The sequence below is a fragment of the Maribellus maritimus genome (genome assembly GCF_022267315.1).
Taxonomy (GTDB): Bacteria; Bacteroidota; Bacteroidia; order Bacteroidales; family Prolixibacteraceae; genus Draconibacterium; species Draconibacterium maritimum.
Genome location: NZ_JAIKLE010000033.1, coordinates 1 through 18,566, shown reverse-complemented (window position 1 = coordinate 18,566; position 18,566 = coordinate 1). Strand labels below are relative to the sequence as shown.

Annotated in this window: 22 protein-coding genes and 1 tRNA gene; 9 read left to right on the top strand and 14 right to left on the bottom strand. The window is 35.6% G+C overall.

Annotation, left to right across the window (positions count from 1 at the left end):
• Window positions 1-3 precede the first annotated feature (3 nt).
• Window positions 4-618 carry a deoxynucleoside kinase gene (locus K5G00_RS22475; protein WP_238768707.1) on the top strand — a complete coding sequence of 205 codons (615 nt, stop codon included), beginning with the start codon at window positions 4-6 and terminating at the stop codon, window positions 616-618.
• Here the strand turns inward: K5G00_RS22475 and K5G00_RS22470 are convergent.
• Window positions 615-1,610 carry an adenosine kinase gene (locus K5G00_RS22470; protein WP_238768705.1) on the bottom strand — a complete coding sequence of 332 codons (996 nt, stop codon included), beginning with the start codon at window positions 1,608-1,610 and terminating at the stop codon, window positions 615-617. The two genes, K5G00_RS22475 and K5G00_RS22470, sit on opposite strands and share 4 nt — an antisense overlap.
• A gap of 111 nt (window positions 1,611-1,721) precedes the next feature.
• On the opposite strand from K5G00_RS22470, the gene K5G00_RS22465 reads away from it, so the two are divergent.
• Both K5G00_RS22465 and K5G00_RS22460 read left to right on the top strand, forming a co-directional pair.
• A tRNA-Asn gene (locus K5G00_RS22465) sits at window positions 1,722-1,798 on the top strand.
• Window positions 1,799-2,060: 262 nt separating this feature from the next.
• A complete protein-coding gene (locus K5G00_RS22460; RefSeq protein ID WP_238768703.1) occupies window positions 2,061-3,287 on the top strand; it encodes a site-specific integrase in 1,227 nt (408 codons plus the stop codon).
• A 291-nt stretch (window positions 3,288-3,578) separates the two neighbouring features.
• Here the strand turns inward: K5G00_RS22460 and K5G00_RS22455 are convergent, their stop codons facing one another.
• The 7 genes from K5G00_RS22455 to K5G00_RS22425 are packed head-to-tail and all read right to left on the bottom strand — an operon-like array spanning window position 3,579 to window position 9,202.
• Complete coding sequence (locus tag K5G00_RS22455) at window positions 3,579-4,142, bottom strand: AAA family ATPase (protein ID WP_238768701.1); 564 nt, start codon at window positions 4,140-4,142, stop codon at window positions 3,579-3,581.
• Complete coding sequence (locus K5G00_RS22450; RefSeq protein ID WP_238768699.1) at window positions 4,132-4,605, bottom strand: ASCH domain-containing protein; 474 nt, start codon at window positions 4,603-4,605, stop codon at window positions 4,132-4,134. The genes K5G00_RS22455 and K5G00_RS22450 overlap by 11 nt, the downstream gene beginning before the upstream one ends.
• Window positions 4,580-5,845, bottom strand: coding sequence for a hypothetical protein (locus K5G00_RS22445; protein WP_238768698.1), 1,266 nt, complete (start codon window positions 5,843-5,845; stop codon window positions 4,580-4,582). The genes K5G00_RS22450 and K5G00_RS22445 overlap by 26 nt, the downstream gene beginning before the upstream one ends.
• Window positions 5,845-6,834 carry a hypothetical protein gene (locus K5G00_RS22440; RefSeq protein ID WP_238768696.1) on the bottom strand — a complete coding sequence of 330 codons (990 nt, stop codon included), beginning with the start codon at window positions 6,832-6,834 and terminating at the stop codon, window positions 5,845-5,847. The genes K5G00_RS22445 and K5G00_RS22440 overlap by 1 nt, the downstream gene beginning before the upstream one ends.
• A gap of 10 nt (window positions 6,835-6,844) precedes the next feature.
• Window positions 6,845-7,429: a DUF4186 family protein gene (locus tag K5G00_RS22435; RefSeq protein WP_238768694.1), complete on the bottom strand. Its 585-nt coding sequence runs from the start codon at window positions 7,427-7,429 to the stop codon at window positions 6,845-6,847.
• 4 nt (window positions 7,430-7,433) lie between these two features.
• A complete protein-coding gene (locus K5G00_RS22430; protein WP_238768693.1) occupies window positions 7,434-8,948 on the bottom strand; it encodes an XRE family transcriptional regulator in 1,515 nt (504 codons plus the stop codon).
• A gap of 5 nt (window positions 8,949-8,953) precedes the next feature.
• Window positions 8,954-9,202 (bottom strand): DUF4160 domain-containing protein, encoded by a 249-nt coding sequence (locus K5G00_RS22425; RefSeq protein WP_238768691.1) that lies wholly within the window; start codon window positions 9,200-9,202, stop codon window positions 8,954-8,956.
• Window positions 9,203-9,487: 285 nt separating this feature from the next.
• Between K5G00_RS22425 and K5G00_RS22420 the strand changes: the two genes are divergently transcribed.
• Together K5G00_RS22420 and K5G00_RS22415 are read left to right on the top strand one after the other, a co-directional pair.
• A complete protein-coding gene (locus K5G00_RS22420) occupies window positions 9,488-10,417 on the top strand; it encodes a tyrosine-type recombinase/integrase (RefSeq protein ID WP_238768690.1) in 930 nt (309 codons plus the stop codon).
• A 41-nt stretch (window positions 10,418-10,458) separates the two neighbouring features.
• Window positions 10,459-11,853 carry an SIR2 family protein gene (locus tag K5G00_RS22415; protein ID WP_238768688.1) on the top strand — a complete coding sequence of 465 codons (1,395 nt, stop codon included), beginning with the start codon at window positions 10,459-10,461 and terminating at the stop codon, window positions 11,851-11,853.
• Here the strand turns inward: K5G00_RS22415 and K5G00_RS22410 are convergent.
• On the bottom strand, window positions 11,844-12,605 hold the full coding sequence (locus tag K5G00_RS22410; RefSeq protein ID WP_238768686.1) for a toll/interleukin-1 receptor domain-containing protein: 762 nt from the start codon (window positions 12,603-12,605) through the stop codon (window positions 11,844-11,846). The genes K5G00_RS22415 and K5G00_RS22410 overlap by 10 nt on opposite strands.
• Window positions 12,606-13,251: 646 nt before the next feature.
• Here K5G00_RS22410 and K5G00_RS22405 point away from each other — a divergent pair.
• The 4 genes from K5G00_RS22405 to K5G00_RS22390 are packed head-to-tail and all read left to right on the top strand — an operon-like array spanning window position 13,252 to window position 14,441.
• Complete coding sequence (locus tag K5G00_RS22405; RefSeq protein ID WP_238768684.1) at window positions 13,252-13,464, top strand: hypothetical protein; 213 nt, start codon at window positions 13,252-13,254, stop codon at window positions 13,462-13,464.
• A 7-nt stretch (window positions 13,465-13,471) separates the two neighbouring features.
• The gene (locus tag K5G00_RS22400) at window positions 13,472-13,816 is read left to right on the top strand and encodes a hypothetical protein (protein WP_238768682.1); all 345 of its coding nucleotides are present in this window, start codon (window positions 13,472-13,474) and stop codon (window positions 13,814-13,816) included.
• Between the two features lie 15 nt (window positions 13,817-13,831).
• The gene (locus K5G00_RS22395; protein ID WP_238768681.1) at window positions 13,832-14,206 is read left to right on the top strand and encodes a hypothetical protein; all 375 of its coding nucleotides are present in this window, start codon (window positions 13,832-13,834) and stop codon (window positions 14,204-14,206) included.
• Window positions 14,207-14,216: 10 nt separating this feature from the next.
• A complete protein-coding gene (locus K5G00_RS22390) occupies window positions 14,217-14,441 on the top strand; it encodes a hypothetical protein (RefSeq protein WP_238768680.1) in 225 nt (74 codons plus the stop codon).
• 127 nt (window positions 14,442-14,568) lie between these two features.
• Here the strand turns inward: K5G00_RS22390 and traN are convergent, their stop codons facing one another.
• The 5 genes from traN to traJ all read right to left on the bottom strand — a co-directional run.
• Entirely contained in the window at window positions 14,569-15,450 is an 882-nt protein-coding gene (gene traN / locus K5G00_RS22385; RefSeq protein WP_238768679.1) for a conjugative transposon protein TraN, read from the bottom strand.
• A gap of 33 nt (window positions 15,451-15,483) precedes the next feature.
• Complete coding sequence (gene traM / locus K5G00_RS22380; RefSeq protein ID WP_238768678.1) at window positions 15,484-16,779, bottom strand: conjugative transposon protein TraM; 1,296 nt, start codon at window positions 16,777-16,779, stop codon at window positions 15,484-15,486.
• Window positions 16,763-17,029 (bottom strand): TraL conjugative transposon family protein, encoded by a 267-nt coding sequence (locus tag K5G00_RS22375; RefSeq protein ID WP_238768677.1) that lies wholly within the window; start codon window positions 17,027-17,029, stop codon window positions 16,763-16,765. The genes traM and K5G00_RS22375 overlap by 17 nt, the downstream gene beginning before the upstream one ends.
• 2 nt (window positions 17,030-17,031) lie before the next feature.
• Entirely contained in the window at window positions 17,032-17,655 is a 624-nt protein-coding gene (traK, locus tag K5G00_RS22370) for a conjugative transposon protein TraK (protein ID WP_238768676.1), read from the bottom strand.
• Between the two features lie 62 nt (window positions 17,656-17,717).
• Window positions 17,718-18,566 (bottom strand): conjugative transposon protein TraJ (gene traJ / locus K5G00_RS22365; protein ID WP_238768675.1); only part of this gene is annotated, 849 nt, incomplete at its 5' end.

The following is an 18,566-nucleotide window of genomic DNA, read 5'->3' as shown; positions in this document are numbered from 1 at the left end:
CATATGCATATTGCTGTAGCGGGAAATATCGGAGCCGGAAAAACAACATTGAGTGGATTGCTGGCCAAACATTATAAATGGACACCTCATTACGAAGATGTGGACGAAAATCCATATCTGAATGATTTTTATAACGACATGCAACGCTGGTCGTTCAACCTTCAGATTTATTTTCTGAATTCACGTTTCAAACAAATTATTGATATACGGAAATCAGGAAAAACCATTATCCAGGACAGAACGATTTATGAAGATGCGGAAATTTTCGCGCCCAACCTGCACAGCATGGGTCTAATGAGTACCCGCGACTTTACGAATTACAAAACATTATTTGATTTGATGGTGAGTCTGATTCAGCCACCCGATTTACTCATTTATCTTCGGGCATCAATCCCGACACTCGTTAACCAAATTCAAAAACGCGGACGCGAATACGAAAATTCAATCCGCCTCGACTATCTGAAACAGCTAAACGAGCGTTATGAAACCTGGATAAAAAGCTACACTATGGCGAAGCTTTTGGTAGTGAACGTCGATGATCTCGATTTTACTGCAAATCCGGAAGATTTAAGTTTTATAATCGACAAAATCGACGCTCAAATCCACGGGCTTTTTTAATTCATTTCCCGAATTTTTTTGTTGATTTCATCCCAGGTTGCGTCAGGAAGGTTTGGTCCCCAAACCTCAACAACTTTACCGGCAACCATCGAAGCAATATTTCCGCATTTCTCCAGTGCGAATCCCCGGGTTAATCCGTATAAAAATCCGGCGGCATAACTGTCTCCGGCACCGGTTGTATCGATTGCTTTTGCCTGAATACCATGGATTCTAATCTTTTCATTCCCCCTTTTTATAAATGAACCTTCCTTGCCTACTTTTACAACTGCCAGGTCGCACATTTCTGCAATTTCTTCCAATGCTTCCTCGGGTGATTTTTCGGTTAAGGCAAGTGCTTCTTCTTCGTTTGCAAAAACAATATCAACCTTGTCAGTTATAAGTTCTTTTAAAAAATCCAGATTGGCTTCAACAACATTATAACTCGCTAAATCAATTGCAGTAGTCAAACCTTCCGCTTTAGCCATTTCAAATCCCGTTTTTATCAAATTATGATTTTGTACAAGATAACCTTCCATATAAAAATAGCGATACCCTTTTAACAGTGAAGAATCCAAATCAGACGGCAACAATTCAGCAGCAGCTCCCAAATATGTAGCCATAGTTCTTTCAGAATCTTTACTGATAAGTCCCATCACTCTTCCTGTATCTTTTTCACTCAAAGCCATGTGGGTTTTTATTCCTTTTTTGGTAAACTCATCTTTAAAGATTTTTCCCAACTCATCATCACCTGTTTTCCCAATGTATCCTCCATTTCCGCCCAATGACGCAAGACAGCGCATTGTGTTGGCGGCAGACCCACCGTTTGTAACTTCTTTTTTATTATTTATTGTAGCGTTAAAAATATTCTGGGAGAGTTCGGCATCTACCAAAGTCATACTACCTCGGGGTAATCCAAAAGTCTGTAGTATTGAGTCGTTCTCAATTTGTGTAATAATATCCATTAATGCATTCCCAATACCAAGCACTGCCGGAGTGTTGTTTGATTTAATCATAAATTTCGTTTTTCAGAATTTTTTGTAAAAATATTTTTTCTTTTCGGAAAAGCTATTATTTTTGCATCGCTTTAAGAAAAACAAACGAGTTTTTTAAAGGTTGAAATAAATTCCCTAGTAGCTCAGTTGGTTAGAGCGGCGGACTGTTAATCCGTAGGTCGTAGGTTCAAGTCCTACCTGGGGAGCCAGTACAAAAAGACATAAATTGTCAAATGATGAAAAACCGTGTAAGTCAGATACTTGCACGGTTTTTTGTTTTTCGGTGAATGCCATAAAAAGACCCCAAAATGCCACTTTTAGGCCCGTTTTGGTTACAATTTGGTTACAGAAGAAATCTTAAAGTTTCCTGTAACCATTTTTCGAAAGTCTTCATAAGTCTCTGGATTGTCGCATTTTGACTTCGCTCAAGTAGCTCATTAAAATTAGTTTAAACACCTAAAATTTAGCGTTATGAGTTACAGATTTAAGATTTTCTTCTATGCACGCAAAAACTACGTTGACATAAACGGTGAAATAAGCGTAATGATCAGGTTGATGCTGGATGGCCAGAAGGCCCAGTTTACCTCACATTTAAAGGTAGATCCGGCCCTTTGGGATTCAAAATTAAACATGGTAAAAGGTAATTCAAAAGCAGCCGTTTTAGTCAACGAAAAACTCCGTGAAATTAGGATGGAGTTGAACCTACACTACAAAGAATTGAAGCAACAGGGTATCTATTTTACAGTTGACAAAATAAAGGATGCCTTTCTCGGAGTGAAATCAAAAGTACAAATGTTGCTGGTTGTTTTCCGGGAGCATAACGAAGAATTAAAACTTCGGATCGGGAAAGATATTACCGCAGCAGGGGTCAAAAAATACGAGCGTACCTGTACACGTCTGGGTGAGTTTCTGAAGCACCGGTATAATATTGACGATATTCCCTTAAAAGAAATCGACTACAATTTTATTTACAGCTTCGAAACGTACCTGACGACGGTTTGGAATTCGAGCGTTAATACGGTAGCCAAATATTTACAGCGATTGAAACATATCGTTGTTCTGGCAAAGCATAATGGCTGGATTCCTTCCAATCCGTTTGTGAACTTTAAGATCAAGTTTAAGAAGGTTGATCGGGGATACCTGACTGAAGACGAGCTCGTCACCATCATGGAGAAAAAGTTTGCCATCAAAAGACTGGAACAGGTTCGGGATATTTTTGTGTTTTCCTGCTTCACAGGTCTGGCTTACATCGATGTAAGGAATTTGAACGCAAAGGATATTCAAAAGTCTTTTGACGGTCGGCTCTGGATTATAAAGAAACGTCAGAAAACAGATGTGCAGTCTAATATTCTTTTGCTTGATATTCCGAAAAGAATTCTGGATAAATACAGAGGGATGCCGAATGAAAACCGGTTGTTACCCATTATCAGTAATCAGAGACTGAATTCCTATTTGAAAGAAATTGCCGATTTATGCGGAATTGAAAAGAACCTGACATTTCACGTAGCCAGGCACACGTTTGCCACGACAGTTACTTTAGCGAAAGGGGTACCAATGGAAACCGTAAGCAAAATGCTTGGGCACACAAGTATTAAAACGACTCAAATTTATGCACGGATTACTAATGACAAGATAAGTCACGATATGCAGGAGTTGTCAAAAAAACTTCAAAATATGGCTCCGGCTTTTTCTTTATAATTCAGAATCAATGAAACCCATTTTATAACTTGAGGTGCAAAATTGACATCTCAAGTTGGGTGATTTTTGTTATTCATTTTTGCTTTGTTTCTACTCTGCATCATAAATAGTGCATTTCAGAAATAAAACAAATGGTTTTGTTTTAAAAACTCAAATGAACTAATTCTTACTTTGATATGCTAAATGGGCACACATGAAAATTATAAGCTTATCACAACTTGTGATAAGCTTATATTATATAGTCTGCTAAATATAGTCCTGCATTATAGAAATCCTGATTAATAGCAATAGTCAAGCATTGAGCCCTATTTTACTTATAAAATCAATAATTATTTTTTCATTGCTAATTATTTCTTTTTCTGAATCAATAATTAAATCAGCCAAATCTTTTAAAGTACTTATTTCCTGTTCTACATTATGATTATCCTTAACAATAAATTGGTCCTTAGTTAATTTTTCTGTTCCTCTTTGAATAAATCTTCGAAATCTCTCATCCAAACAGGCTTCAATATAGATTATTATTAATGTATCACTTACCTCACTGATCAACTCGACTATTTTTTTATGCCTAATGCCCTCAAAAATAACGCTTTGCGATTGTGCTGGTACGGAAAAATCAATTGCGCCATAAAGGAAATTTTTAGCCGAATGATTAATTAGAGATTCACCTTGAATTTGAAGGTTTGTTCTATTTACTTCTATCCCATTGCTTATACAAATGTGCTTTACATATTTCCCGAATGATACAATAGGTATGTTAAGCACAGAGCTTATATGATTTGCAAAAGTTGATTTCCCTGAACAAATTCTCCCGGAAATTAAAAAAGACCTGTGAAATCTTTTCTTATTTTTCATTACTAAATGCGATACTGTCAGTTTGCTTTAGAACAATCCAGGAAGTGCGATCTTTTTTCTCAATGTACTGTGGACTAATTCTCTTCATTTTTTTTATTTTCACGAAAGTAGCGTAATTTGATTTATTCCTTGAATCCCAGAATTCAGGATCATATGAAGAACAAATATCTACTGCATATCTGCTTTTTAATTCACAAAGTTTTTCTTTGTTAAGGTTTGAATAGCTTTTTATTTCTCCAGCTTCAAAATAACCAATCACTGGTCCACCTGTTTTTTTTACAAATACTATATCGCCTTCCAAAATTCTACCATGAGGACTAATCTTGTTTATTGAAAAACGTGATTCGATCTTTTTTTCTCCATCTAACAAAAGGGATAAATACGGTTCACAGAAAACCGCTAAATGAAGCCCCCTGTTTTCAAAATCTTTTGCAAAATCAATAAGTTTTTCTTTCCATTTCATAATAGATCCAGTCCAAATAATTCGAAAATTCTTTGCGCTCTAAATCTACAAGAAATTTAATAAATTTAAGGGAATCATTAATAGTTTCTGCTTCATAATTTTTTAAGAGAATATTGTTGATATCAGTATAAAGTTTTAAAGAATTGGATACTTGAAAAATTCTGTTTCCACTAGTCCACATATTTGCTTCTTTTCTTATTGGATGTCTCGAACTAACAGTTGGCAAAATATCTCCTTCGACAAGATGTTGTATTTTGGTTTGAGAAGACGGCTCTTGTTTTTTCGCAAATTTAAATCTCAATCTAACGCCATCAATATCTATTTCTTTCCATATATCAACTTTTGTCTTGACAGTTTCCGGCCTTTTGATAATTGTGGAGTGTAGTTTACGGAATATGGCTAGATCTCCTTTACGCCAAAAAGGATACAAATTTGAAACTCCGGCTGCTCTCATGGCATTGTATTCGAAAAAAGGCATAGCATATTCCAATTTTTGAGCATACAACTCTTCTAAACACAGTCCAAGTTCAGAGCAAAAGTTTAATAATTTCATTCTTTCTTTATCAAGTTCGGGCCTTGTATTTAACGGAGGCAAGCTAATAAAAATTAATCCTCCAAGATCAACTACTTGTGTAGCAAACCAGATGAAATTTATAAAGTGATCATAGTACCATGGCGGATCCATAAATACACTGTAATATCTTTTAAAATGATTTGGGTCGATCTCGAAGATATTCTTCTCAAATAAATTAAACTTATAGTTATGATATTTTTTCAAAGATTCTACTATCGGTGTATTACTTTCAATTAGGCTAACCATTTGAGGAATATCCATTTGACACGCAGAAGCAAAGAGAGTTGGCATACCAAGTAGCAAAACAGAATCATTTATTTCATTGTATTTGGATATTAGTCCAACAAGATATTTTAATGTTGAAGTGGTGTTTCTCCATTCATAATCTAGAGGATGAGGAGTCTGCAAAAAATCAAAATGCCCCATATATTTCTTTAAGTATAAATCGGGATTTTGCTTATACAAGTCTAATGAACTATCATCGTTTTCCTTCAGGCTATAATAATTAGATTCATCCTTTATGAGGATTTTCTTCGAAATTAATTTATCAAGAATAATTTTTGTTTGAACGAGATCATGGCCCATTAAATTCTGAGATATAAATTCAAAAGTTCTAGGAATTTTGCATAACCTTTTAATATGTTCATGAATAAATGATTCTTGCATTATATAGGTATTTTGTCAATTGACATATTAATTAAAGAATTAGAATATCTTTTTGTCAATTCCGATTTCCATACTTTAATCGCTTTATATTGCCCTTCAATTAATTCGTTTCGTTTGCCGTTAATATACTTTTTAACTGGACCAAAAATCATTATTTCCAATGGTATCATTCTGAGAAGCATATTTTCGCTTAATGTCTGTATTCGATCCATGAATTTGGGCAGCTCGTATTCAATATTTGTACTTAAAGGAGATGTTAGAGTAATATATGCATATAAGTCGATGTCGAGTTCAAGTATCTTTTCAAAATTTTGAAATTGATCTTCAAAATAATCTTGAGATAATCCTGTTGTCAAAGAGAATGTGTCCTTATTAAATCCTTTAAAACAACATACTTTAGAATAATTTTTATATGTAGTCAGTAGTAATATTTGTTCACTATTTAGATACTTAAATAAGAAATCAGTACTCAAATTATCATCAGACCACAGATATACTTTATTTTCTAACCCATGGTCAATCAAAGCTTCCATCATCCAAACAGTCCATTCCGGGATTAGGTCAGGTTGTCCTCCAGAAAGATCAATAACCTTTGGAGGATCTTCCTGGTTTAAATACATATCGACCAATTCTCCACATTGGAAAAATTTGGAATTTTTACTGAATCCATTTAGATTTTCCGTATCTACAAAACAATACCAACATCTGTAATTACAACCGGAGACTTGAAATACTTGAGCACGAATTTTATCCTTTGCTTCTAATTTTAATTTATTGCATGCAGGAACGATTGGTAGAGGATCATATATCCAGTCAGAATTGTTACCAAGTTTAAAATGATGTATTCTTCCATATCCATTGCAATTGGCAGGAACAGATAAATCTTTTTCCTGCATTGTATTTTTAAAAGAGGATATCAGAACTTTTTTTTCTTGGATATTTATTAATCGATTCCTTAAAACTAAGGATCTTTCTTCTAATGATATCATATTTGATTCGTCATTGGCCTACGTCAGTTATACCTTTTACACGATCCTTTATATAAAGCATAATCAATTCTATGAAAAAATTTATTTGTTCTTCCGTGTAATTCGAATCTGCAGGGATTTTATACCAATACTCAATACATTTTCTGCAGCAAGTGGCAGTTGCATGTTGAGCATAATTGATTATATTTCCCTCTTTTGGTGTCTGTCTACCATCGAATATTCCCAAATTTCTAGCTATTTTTTGTCTAATAGTTTTTTCAGCTTGTTCCCTAAGTAGAATCTTCCCCATTTTATAAGCTTCCTGCACAGCACTTTTTTTTATTCCCGTGTGCCAATAGACATGGCGAATCAGCTCTTTTTTTAACATAGTGAACGTGTAGTTAACATCTTGTAAATCTGTTCTTTTGATTCTACTCCAATCAACCAGGTCTATCCCGCAATCGCGACAGACACCATCTTTCCCATATTTCTCCTTCAACTTTTTATTTAGCTTAAAGCAATGAAGTTCATCATCGCATTTAGTACTTGTACAGGAGATGTCCAGCGGTGTAAGTTCACTTACATTTTTTTCAGGAGATATTCTTTTGAATGGCATAACATTATATTTTTAAAGCACGTTCTAATAGTTCATTTTCAAATGACAATAGCTTTTCTCTTTTTATTTTGCCGACTACTACTTTTGAAGAAATATCAACTGGCCTAGGGCTTGTAATTTGTAAATTTTGAGCAGTTCCCCACCAATTTTCTCCTTGGAATTCTAGTCTTCTAGCAAGGTAATTTGCCAGAAAATCTATTCCAATGTTTTCCTCTTTAGCTATTTTAACAACAGATCTTTTGAGATTCTCAATTTTCCAATCTGCATCCTTTATACATTTTTGAACTAGATCTTCTTCTTTTCCGCTAAAAATTATTTGGTTTGCAAAAGCATTTGCCTCACGCTCTTCTATATTTTCATTGTTGAGTATCAAGTTTATTTCATCAAACTCAACATAAGAAGTATTTTCCTTTTCTAGATGTGTAAATACATGATACAATTCATGTAATAAATCAAAAACCCAACGAGCATTAGAATTATCCTTTTGTTTTAATACAATTACATGCCTCCCTTTTAAATTCCATGCTGCACCATGAAAAACTCCACTATCAGATAATGGGAAAACATATATGCCTAAATCCCATGTGAATTTAAGAATATTATTGAAATTCAATATACTAAACTTATTATAAAACATTGATTTGAACTCTTCTATATCTTGTGGATAATCATATTTTTTTTCAATATCACATCCCTTTAAAATCGTCTTTGCTATAAAATATGCGTAATGAGTATAAGCTTTGACCTGATTGATGTTTGATTTCAACTGTGTTTTATAGTATACATTTTTTATCGGTTCTGGTTGAAATCTCAATTCTTTTGAACTCCATATCTCACTGGCTTGCCATCCAAATACTTGTGATAGATAAACAGATATCTCATTAAGCAAGAGTTCCGGTACATCTTTAGAGAATTCCTCCAAAGTATTTACAATTCTTTTAGGTAATATTTTAGAATAAAGTAAATTTCGATCTATTCCAATGTTGCTAAGTTTATGTAAGAGTACTGATAGACTTTTTTCAGAATTTTCAGTGATCGATTCTTGATTAGCAAGGTCACCTAATGAGTATCCCATTGATGCTAAGATCTTTCTTAAAGTTTTAAAATTAACGTCTGTGTGTCCTTTTTCAATTCTTGAAATCGTTTGGGGAGTCAGACCTGTTCTTTTAGCAAGCTCATTACTTTTGATCTGTTTACGCTCTCGTAGCACCTTTATTTTTTTTCCTATTTGCAAAGCCTGTTCTTCTGCTTTTTCTGCAACGAATCTGGCAAATTCTATATCAGAGATAATTCTTATCTTATCCCATGGGATTATTATATCATCATCTTTAGTTTTTAATATTATTTCAAATTGATTATTGGAAATACTAACAATTTCCGAAGAATCAATATTATCGGCTATAAAGGATTGAAATCTAATATTTTCTATATCTCCATTCTCGAATTCTACTACTAAATAATCATCTTTTATTTTGGCGTTACTTATTCTTTGGTATTTATGGCTTTTCCAATTTTTCATTGCTATTATCTTTTGTATTTGTAAGTATTGTATTTGTCCCAAGCATCGATGAGAGCGTCGAGTTCTTCATAAAGAAGTGATTTCAATTTTTTTGTTATCCGTTTCCCGTATAATAAATCTAATGTAGGTAGTGCTATTATGCTTTCAACTTCGTCACTCCATCTCACATGGCAATGTGGTGGATAGTGGTCATCAACATATATGTAAATTTTGAAATTATCTCTTTCAATTATTTTCATAAAACAAATATACACTTTAATATTAATATTTAAAAAATAAATTAACATTTATGTTAATTTATTTTTTGTGTTTTCATCTGATGAGATATGAAAAATAGATAGAGACAATCTACGACTCACGTTAAAATAGGTTATTTCTAATGAACGAATAACTGGAGGGTTTATAAGAGAAAAGCATTGTAGGGTGAGCTTTACCCTATCAAGGATTTTCAAATAATAAATAATTATCTATACTAATTAGCACATTTCTGAATGATATAAGTACTTTATTTGACCTCCTAAATCAAAAAACAAACAAATATGGAGGTCATTAATAAATTTCTATTTCATTGCGAATTTGAAAAACGTCTCAGTAGTAAAACATTAAAAGCCTATTCAATCGATTTAAAGCAGTACAAAGCATTTCTAGTTAATCGGAATGTGGTTAATACTTTACTCATGACTAAAGAGAATCTAAAAGATTATTTACAATTTATCTCGACATTCAAGCCCAAAACCATTAAACGAAAAGTTGCATCAGTCAAAGCCCTCTTTAATTTTCTTGAATTTGAAGAATTAATTGAGATCAATCCATTCCGAAAAGTAAGAATCAGAATTAAAGAGCCAATGGTTCTTCCACGCGTAATGAATGTAGAAGAGGCGACAAAAATTTTCACTATAGCTTATGGGGAGTTTAATGAAATGAACAATAATAAAGAAAGTTATTCCTTCAAAGAAAAAAATCGGGATATTGCTGCTCTTGAGTTATTGTTTGGAACAGGTGTTAGGGTGTCCGAATTATGTACATTAAAATATAGTGATATTGGTATTGGATTTTCTTCTATCCGGGTCAATGGAAAAGGGAATAAAGAAAGAAATATCCAGATAATCAATAAAGACATTAAAAAGGCACTCCAAAATTATTATCAACTATTTTCGTCTGACATTGAGAATCAGAAGTATTTTTTTATTAATCGATTGGGGAATCGGTTGTCAGAACAGTCCGTACGATTAATGATTAGAAAATACAGGAAAAAATGTCAAATCACTAAGAATATTACTCCACATGTATTCAGGCATACTTTTGCAACCTTACTGTTAGAGCAAGATGTGGATATCAAATACATCCAAAATCTACTAGGACACAGTTCTATTATGACGACTCAAATTTATACCCATGTAAGTACAGAGAAACAAACGGAGATATTGCAAAATAAACATCCCAGGAATGATCTGATGATAGTCCGTTAGTTTTCCGATCGAATAACGGATAACTAAACATTATCAGCCAAATGCAAGAATATATAAAAGCGAAAAAGGTATTTATTGACAATTTCACCAATCAATTAAAATTATCCAATTTGTCTTTCTTTTTAGGGGCAGGCGTTAGTGTTGGTGCAGGATTCCCTTCTTGGGAGGGACTACTCGAAGATATAGCGAATGATATTGGAATTGACCTTAAGAAAGAAAATGATTACTACAAGATTTTTCAGTACTGTGTTAATGAATTAGGTCTATCAACAGTAAAGCAACGAGTATACGAGAAATTGAGCACTCTATCATACAAAAGCGAGGGAATCGAAAGTGCCCTAAAACTGCCTATCGATAGCTTTTGGACAACCAACTTTGATCAAGTTTTAGAAAGAAACATAGAATTTAAACATGCTGTTAGACCTATAATAATCTATAAGGATACTGATCTCACAAATGTTCAAGCTAATCTTAGTAGAGCTAACTTTAAGGTCTTTAAGTTGAATGGTCATCTTGAAGATAGAAAAAGTTGGGTGCTCACACAAAGCGACCTGGAAAAATATAGAGATGACCATAGTGGAATGCTTACCTTCCTCAGAAGAGAACTTGTTCAAAATACATTTTTCTTTTTAGGCAATAGCTTTACTGACACAGTAATTCTGTCTGCACTGAGTGAAGTGAAAAAATACTTTGGAGAGCTAAATCAATACCATTATACAATATTAAAGAGAGATAAAAAAAGACAAGACTTTGATTTTTTCATTAAAGATTTAGAAAGGAGATATGGAATTAAAACACTAGTGGTAGATTCTTACAGCGAGATACCAATTGTCCTAGATGAAATAAGTGATCGACTACGAAAAAGACAAATCTTCTTTTCTGGATCATTCAGAAGTATTTTAAAAGAAGAGCAAGACTTTGTTACAATTTTATCGGAGAAATTAACAACTTTGTTGTTGGAAAATAGCTTCAAAATATGTTCCGGAATGGGAAGACGGTTAGGTGATTTGATTGCAGGAAATTCTCTTCGATGGCTGGTAGAAAATAATCATATTGTTAGTAAAAGTCTAGTTCTTCGTCCAGATAAGTACTATCAGCACGGAAGCGATGGTAAGCCGAATGATATTACACGACGAATGAGAGAGTATGCTCAGCATGATTCTGGTATCGCAGTCTTTTTGTGTGGTCAAGAAAGAGATGATGCAAACGGTTCAGAAGGTACGTATCAAGAATTTAAAATCGCATTAGAGAATAATCTAAAGGTTATTCCGATTGGAGCAACTGGTTATGAGGCAAGAAAAATTTGGCAAGAAGTTAAAAACAATATAACGCGTTATGGATATTTAGAAAAATACATTGATAGATTAGATGACAAAACAAACCCGGATGAACTTGCCAGAGTAGTAGTACAAATTATAAAAGATATTCAGCAGTAAAGTTTATTTAATAATATCATTGTTTGGATTTCCAATATAAGTGTTTCACGTAAATCTGCGGCCAAATTTAGTTTAGTGTAAGAAAATATGCGCTCAAATCCCTTCCAATAATACTGTGGAAACATATTGATATTCCTTGTGGTAGTTGAAAGATAGATACACATACTATATAGTATTGATATGCGAGCATTGTGATTTTCACCACTTATTTCTAAATAGGATGAAAGCATATTGATAATGAATTTATCCTTACTATGAGATTCCAGATAGTAGAGCAATTCATTTAATGTTGGATACGTACATTTTTTAAGCTCATCAGACAGGATTTTAGTAATTATATGATTGCAGGTCAACAAAGTGCCCGAATGGCCGTTGAGCTCTTTATAAACAAGTTCGGTTAGCCATTGATATTTTTCAGGAAGTTCTTCTGGTGAAATATTGTAGAATATTGGGAAGATAGTGATTATGTTTTTGTCATATTGTTTCTTCAAGTGTTCCATCTCTTCAGCAACACAGCTCGATTGAATCGAGTTTTTACTCATAACAATAATTGCATACTCCGTTTGTAATATTCCTTCAATAAAATTCTTATAGTTCCGTTTATCTCCCATTAACATCTTATGTCTATCATACCAAATGGCAAAACCAAAGTTTGACATATGGTACACTATTGATTCTACCACAGCTTGCCTATCTTTACTTGATAAACAAAAAAAAATCCTTTTCCCTGTTTTTAACCGAGATTCATCCATTAGACTATTTAAAAGCGTGATAATGTTTAGTTATCCGTTATTGGTATAAAAATACAAAATGAATTGAATTTAAATTGCTACATATCAATTATGTTCCATTATAGATTAATATTTTGGGGAATTATCTCTGTTGCTTCTCTAATTGACAAAAGTCCAAATTCAAACAAAATACTGATTGACGTTCCCGTACCTCCAGCCCCTTCATTCCGGTCATTCATCCCTCACATCCTGCATTCAGAAGCTTCCTGTACCCCGCGTAAGAGTAACTCCTGCATTTCGCTAAGTCACCCTGAGCCGGATTGAACCGCTCATTTCGTCGTTACACTTGCCTTGCCTACACCTTTAAAAATTTCAAATAAAGTTCCAGTGCCTCCGGTAACTTCATTCCAGGCATTTCTCCGAACCTGTTCGGAACATTTCTTTCACTCAGTAACCTTTGGCACCGCGCACAAGAGTAAATGCTTCATTTCATTTCGCTCGCCCTGTCTCCGAACAGACCTCGCTGTTTTACATTCAGCTTCTACACTTGTTTTTTCCGACACATAAAATTGTTGTGAATGTTTAATGGCTTTTCGAAAAAAGCAATACTAACTTTTCAAATCACATTTTTACAGATTCTTCTTTCTCTAGTTACGATTTTAAAATCATGCTTTTCCGTTCGGCCATTGTTGTTCCGATGGCAAAGGTAAATCCGTGTTTTGTGGGTATGCAAGTTCAAGCCTCCGGTTTTGCAGAAAATCTCCATCCTCCTTCATCAGATAGTATTTCCCGCAAAAAACCTGCATTCCCAAACACTACCTTTTTTAGCCACCAAAACAACAACGACCGACCCGATGGAAAGACGCATAACATTAAATGATAATACTATGAAAAAGAAAAATGGAAATAACGGAATTGAAAATGTGAGTAACGAAAAACAAAACTCACTCTCCTCCGGAATCCGCATAAGCTTTGGTGGAAAATTCCCAATTATCAAGCAAAAATTTGTAAAAATTAAAGAGGCAGAATATTCAACGGATTTCGATTTTTTCATCCAAAATCAGGTACACGTAGTTATAAGCAGCAATAGAGGTTGTACGATTTGCAGTTCAGTTGAAAAACGGATATTCTGGCAAGGTTCTACACTTTCTGATGATGCGGTGTATAACGTGATTGAGACCATTCATGAGGACATTGTATCCTTCCGCTATGGCGGGGAATTAGTTTACTAATCAAAAAGCAAAGTGATGAAATTAGCTGATTTGAATAGAGACTGGAAGCAGGATATCACCTTCAAATACAAACAGGGGGTAATTGAGTACCAATGCAAAGTGAAATATCTGCCATTTAGTAATAAAAACAAGGATGAATATGAAACCCACGACTTGTCAGAAATCGATACCCCTGTTTTTCATTTCGAGTTTGAAACCCTGAATACAAAGAAAATGACATATCAATCTCACTGGATTATGCCCTACTCTTTGGTGTGGTTTTTGGATACTTATCCCGATTCTTCGTTAGAAACAATGGTTCGATTTGCTGCAAAGGAGAATAGATATGTTGAAAGAATCTTAGTGGTAAATCAAAAGTTGAAAAGAGGTACACAATTATCAATCTTCTAACCGACCCATTATGAAAAGAATATTTAATAATCTCCCGGTTCGATGGATTCTCAGGCTTGCTATTATTGCTCTTGCTTCGTATATCACCGGATTAAGTTTTTGGTGGTGCTTGTTGGCTTATATTGGTATCATGTTTCTTATTGAATTTGCAAAGAATATAATTGTTATAATCATTGGGATTGTTTTGGTTATTGGTATATCCTTAGCAATGTTTTTTGGGTTGTTAGCCCTCTAAATTTTGAAAAATAAAAGAAAAGGCAACTCAACAGTTGCCTTTCATGTTAACCCCCAAACACACGATAGGTCGGGATGACCTACCAATAATAAAGGTACTGAAATTATGATTATTAAACAATAATATATTACAGTTTCTTAACTGAACAAGCTTTTGCCAAATCCCCGTTTTTGATAACAAATCGCTGATGCCTTCCTCCATTCTTTTCGAACAGCTCAACAACCAGTTGTTTTTTATCAGGAATGGTAAATTTCTTAAATGCAAAAACGGTGCTTTCTCCTTCTTTCCCATTAACCGAGGTCAGATAATTGTAAGCCCGCACAGGTTCTATGATGGTTTCCTGAATAGCAGTCCGTTTGACTACTTTTTTATCGACGATTTTGAAAACAAGGAAGTCAATATCAAATGGAATGTCAGAGGTGTTCTTGATTTCAGTATGCAGGAACAATAGCCCGTTATGGCTGAAAATTCCCCTGAGTTGGAACTCAATTCCAAATTGATTGCTTTTTACATGTTTAACTTTTTTCCGGTTGGCTTTATAGATTTTCTCCATTGCCATCTGTACCGCTTGCGGCGATTCATTCCCCAAATCAGAAAGTTGAACCTCCATGGAATTTTCAGGACGATTGGTTAACTTGTTGTTATGAAGAAAATCTTTCATTTCAATGCTTAATTTTTCTGGTTCTTTCGAATAATTCACGATGAATGAGTAAAAGCTGCCTTCATCGGTAATCACTGAAAAGTTGGTTTCTTCTGTAAAACCTTTTATAGCAGCTTTTACCCGAACTACATTCTCCGCACCCTCTGCTTTTCCCGCTATAATATTGGATGAGCCCAAATCAATATAGGAAATCCCCGAAGGGAAAATGAGGTGAACCGTTTTGTCATAAGTAACCTCCAGATAATAGGAAGGAATTACGTTGTTTTTAGGGATAACTTTTGTATAATCGTTTTGAGCAAAAAGGGATAAAGTTGATAGATATAAAAGGACAAAAATTATTGGTTTCATTTTAATGAATTTTTAAGATTAAACAAGTTGACTTTAGTTGGATGGCATCAACAACAAGCGATGCCCGGCTTTCAGAGTTATTTTGGTAGTCCGTAGTTTTTTTGAAACATATTGGGAAGTCCCCTGAATAAAACTTCGTCCCACATCAGCCGCCAGTTGCTGTCCTGCAGTTGTGCCCTGTGTAATACTAATGCTTGTCCCAGCATCACGCCCCATAGAAGCAGTGATTTCTTTTAAAGCCGTTGTTTCCACAGAGCCAGGAATAAACAGGCCTTGCTGTCCGTCTGTGTCGTAGGCATTTAATTGAACCGGGATAATATTCCCATTGTGTTCCAGGGATTGAATAAATATCTGCAAACGTTCTCCCTGAATTTGAGCGATGCCGGTTATTAGCGAATTTTTCGGAAGTTTAAAACCACCGGTTTCCACCGGTTCAAGCAGGCGAAGTTTTACGTTTTGCCCGTTAACCACTGTCTGGGTGCTGTTTACACATGCCCAAATCGTATTCCGGTCTTTCTGAGTTTTCTCATTTCCAGCCGTTATAAAAGAATAATTACGAGGTGTTGAGACCTGCCCGATAAAAGCCGAATCACTAATATTCTGCCCCAGTGCAGAAACGGTATTATCCGAAATGGTCCTAACAGGTTTTGAAGGAACCGGTTGCTTTTCCGTTTCTGTTGGTTGAGATTTTGTTGCTGAAACTTCAGTTGCAGCAGCCTGCCCGGAAGATTCCGGCATATATTTGGAAGCCAGTTGATAGGATTTTTCCATTAGCCTTAACTGTTCATCCACACTGCCTCCTTGTTCTTTCTGCGCGAGTTGATTTTTTAACTCCTCAATTTCCTTTTTCAACTTTTCATTTTCAGAATCCTCTTTTGGCTTTTCATAGAAACTGTTAAGTGTTTTATTAATCCCCTTATAAGCCGAAGCAGAATGTTGTATTGCTTTCTGAGGTTGTTTTGAACCAGAGAATTTCCCGTTTGATGTTGACTGTTCAGCCTTGCTGTCTGGCACAGACAAATCTAATTTTTCTAGTTCATCCTGTCCAACCATTGCTGAAAACTGTTCCAGCGAACGAACTGGCTTTTCCTCAAAAAGCTTCTCCTGTTCAAAGGCGCTGAGTTTGTCTTTTATCAGGTTGCTTTCCGCAGGCATTGGCAGTTCTGTGTTCAATCCCGTTGCTCCTTTGGTTGTCGTGCTTTTTTCTGATGGTTTAAAAATAAGCCAGAGGCTTGCACCAAAAACAGCAAACATCAATGCAAAAACCGCATACTTTTTTAGCTGTTGCTTTTGCTTTGGTTTCAGTAACGTTTTATTGTTTTTGTTCATGAATTACATCTTTAAGTTTATGGATTAAACTGTCCTGTGGTAAGTCAAGAGGTTTGATATGCTCAATGTCAAGTATCTTCTGCACCTCCTGATTATTGAAAGAATCCCAAAGCATGAAAGAGAAAACTGAGGCAAAAAGTAAGCACAATCCAAGCACAACAACTTTGCGTTTCTCTTGTGGAATCCGTTCACATGCTTTTCGGATGGTATCATCCAGCAACCGGCTGGTCTTTCTGATTTTTTGCTTCATGGCTATCGGTTTATGGTTTGAATATCCCTGTTTTCTTTTACCGTAAAATTCTCAATCGTAAAACCATGCGGATTGTTATCACTTCGCACCGAGTTAATCAGGTCGCAGGTGGTAACCAGGCTCCGCTGCGTGATATTACTCTCCCGGATAATAACCTGCCGGGCATAGGTAAAAGCCGAATAAGGGTAATTCCTGAAGTCAACCACCACACTGTCCACCTGTAGTGTCTGGTTGATATTCCCGGAGATAATCCGGTTGAAATACCCTTTCTCAACCAAATCTTTGTAATAGGTGTAAACGCTTTTGTCTGCCAGAAACATGGCCCGGTTAATGTTGGATTCAATGGCGTTTTTATCCGGCGAGAGCGTAAAGAACAGTTCGTGAAATCGCCGGATATGTTCCCGCGCTTCCACCGGACGGTTCTGGGACAAGTCCTGCGAAAGGGCAAGGATTAACGATTTCCCTTTGTCCAGAACGTAGATTTTCTGTCGTTGTTTCTCGGCAAACTGAAAAGCGCTGAAAACCGAATAACCGGTAATACCTGCGCACAGGATGACAAATACAATCCCGAAAAAACGAACCTGCCTGAAACTCGTTTCAATATTTTTTAATGATTTAAATTCCATAACTTTCTTTTTTAAAATTCTTATTCTTTCTCCTCTCCTTTGGAGAGGTCGGGAGAGGCTCTTTATTTTTTTAATAGTTTCCCTGATATATTCCCTGCTGACGCCCCGACTGCACCTGCTGCCACAGAACCGGCTTTGCTTGCCGATGAACTTACATTCTTCCCGTAATTGCCCATACCTCCGGCCATGATAATCCAGTTTGCCACTGTTGGAATCGTGAAATAGCCGATGATACCGATAACCATAAATACGATATACACCCCATTGGAAGCCTCGACTGAATAGGTTGGGTCTGCCTGAAGCTTGTCAATATCTGCCTGCAACATCAGTACCTGAATCCGTGCAAGGATGGAACTGAACAGGTCTGAAACCGGGAGCCAGAGATAAACCGAAATGTAACGGGAGAACCATTGTGTTATGGTGGATTGAAACCCATCATAAATGCTGATGGCAAAAGCAATGGGGCCGAGAATGGAAAGTACAATCAAAAAGAAAGTACGGATGGTGTCAATAACCAAAGCTGCCGCCTGAAACAGGATTTCCAGAATCTCGCGGAAGAAATCGCGGATATTTTTTTTCATGTTATACAGGCTCCGTTCAATATACATTCCCGACATGGTTGCCAAATCCGAAGGGCTCCATCCCAGCTCATCCAGTTGCTTATCAAACTCCTCATCGCTGACCAGAAAAGCAGTTTCCGGGTTCCGTTTCATGGCCTCGATTTCCAGTTCTTCTTTTAAATCCCGGTATTTTTCCATATCAAAAGTCTGGGATTCCAACATCTGGTGGGTGCCTTTTACAACAGGGCTCAAGACTACATTGATTGTTCCCAGAACAAAAGAGGGGAAGAACATAATACACAAGCCAATGGCAAAGGGGCGCAAAAGCGGGTAAACATCAATGGGTTCAGT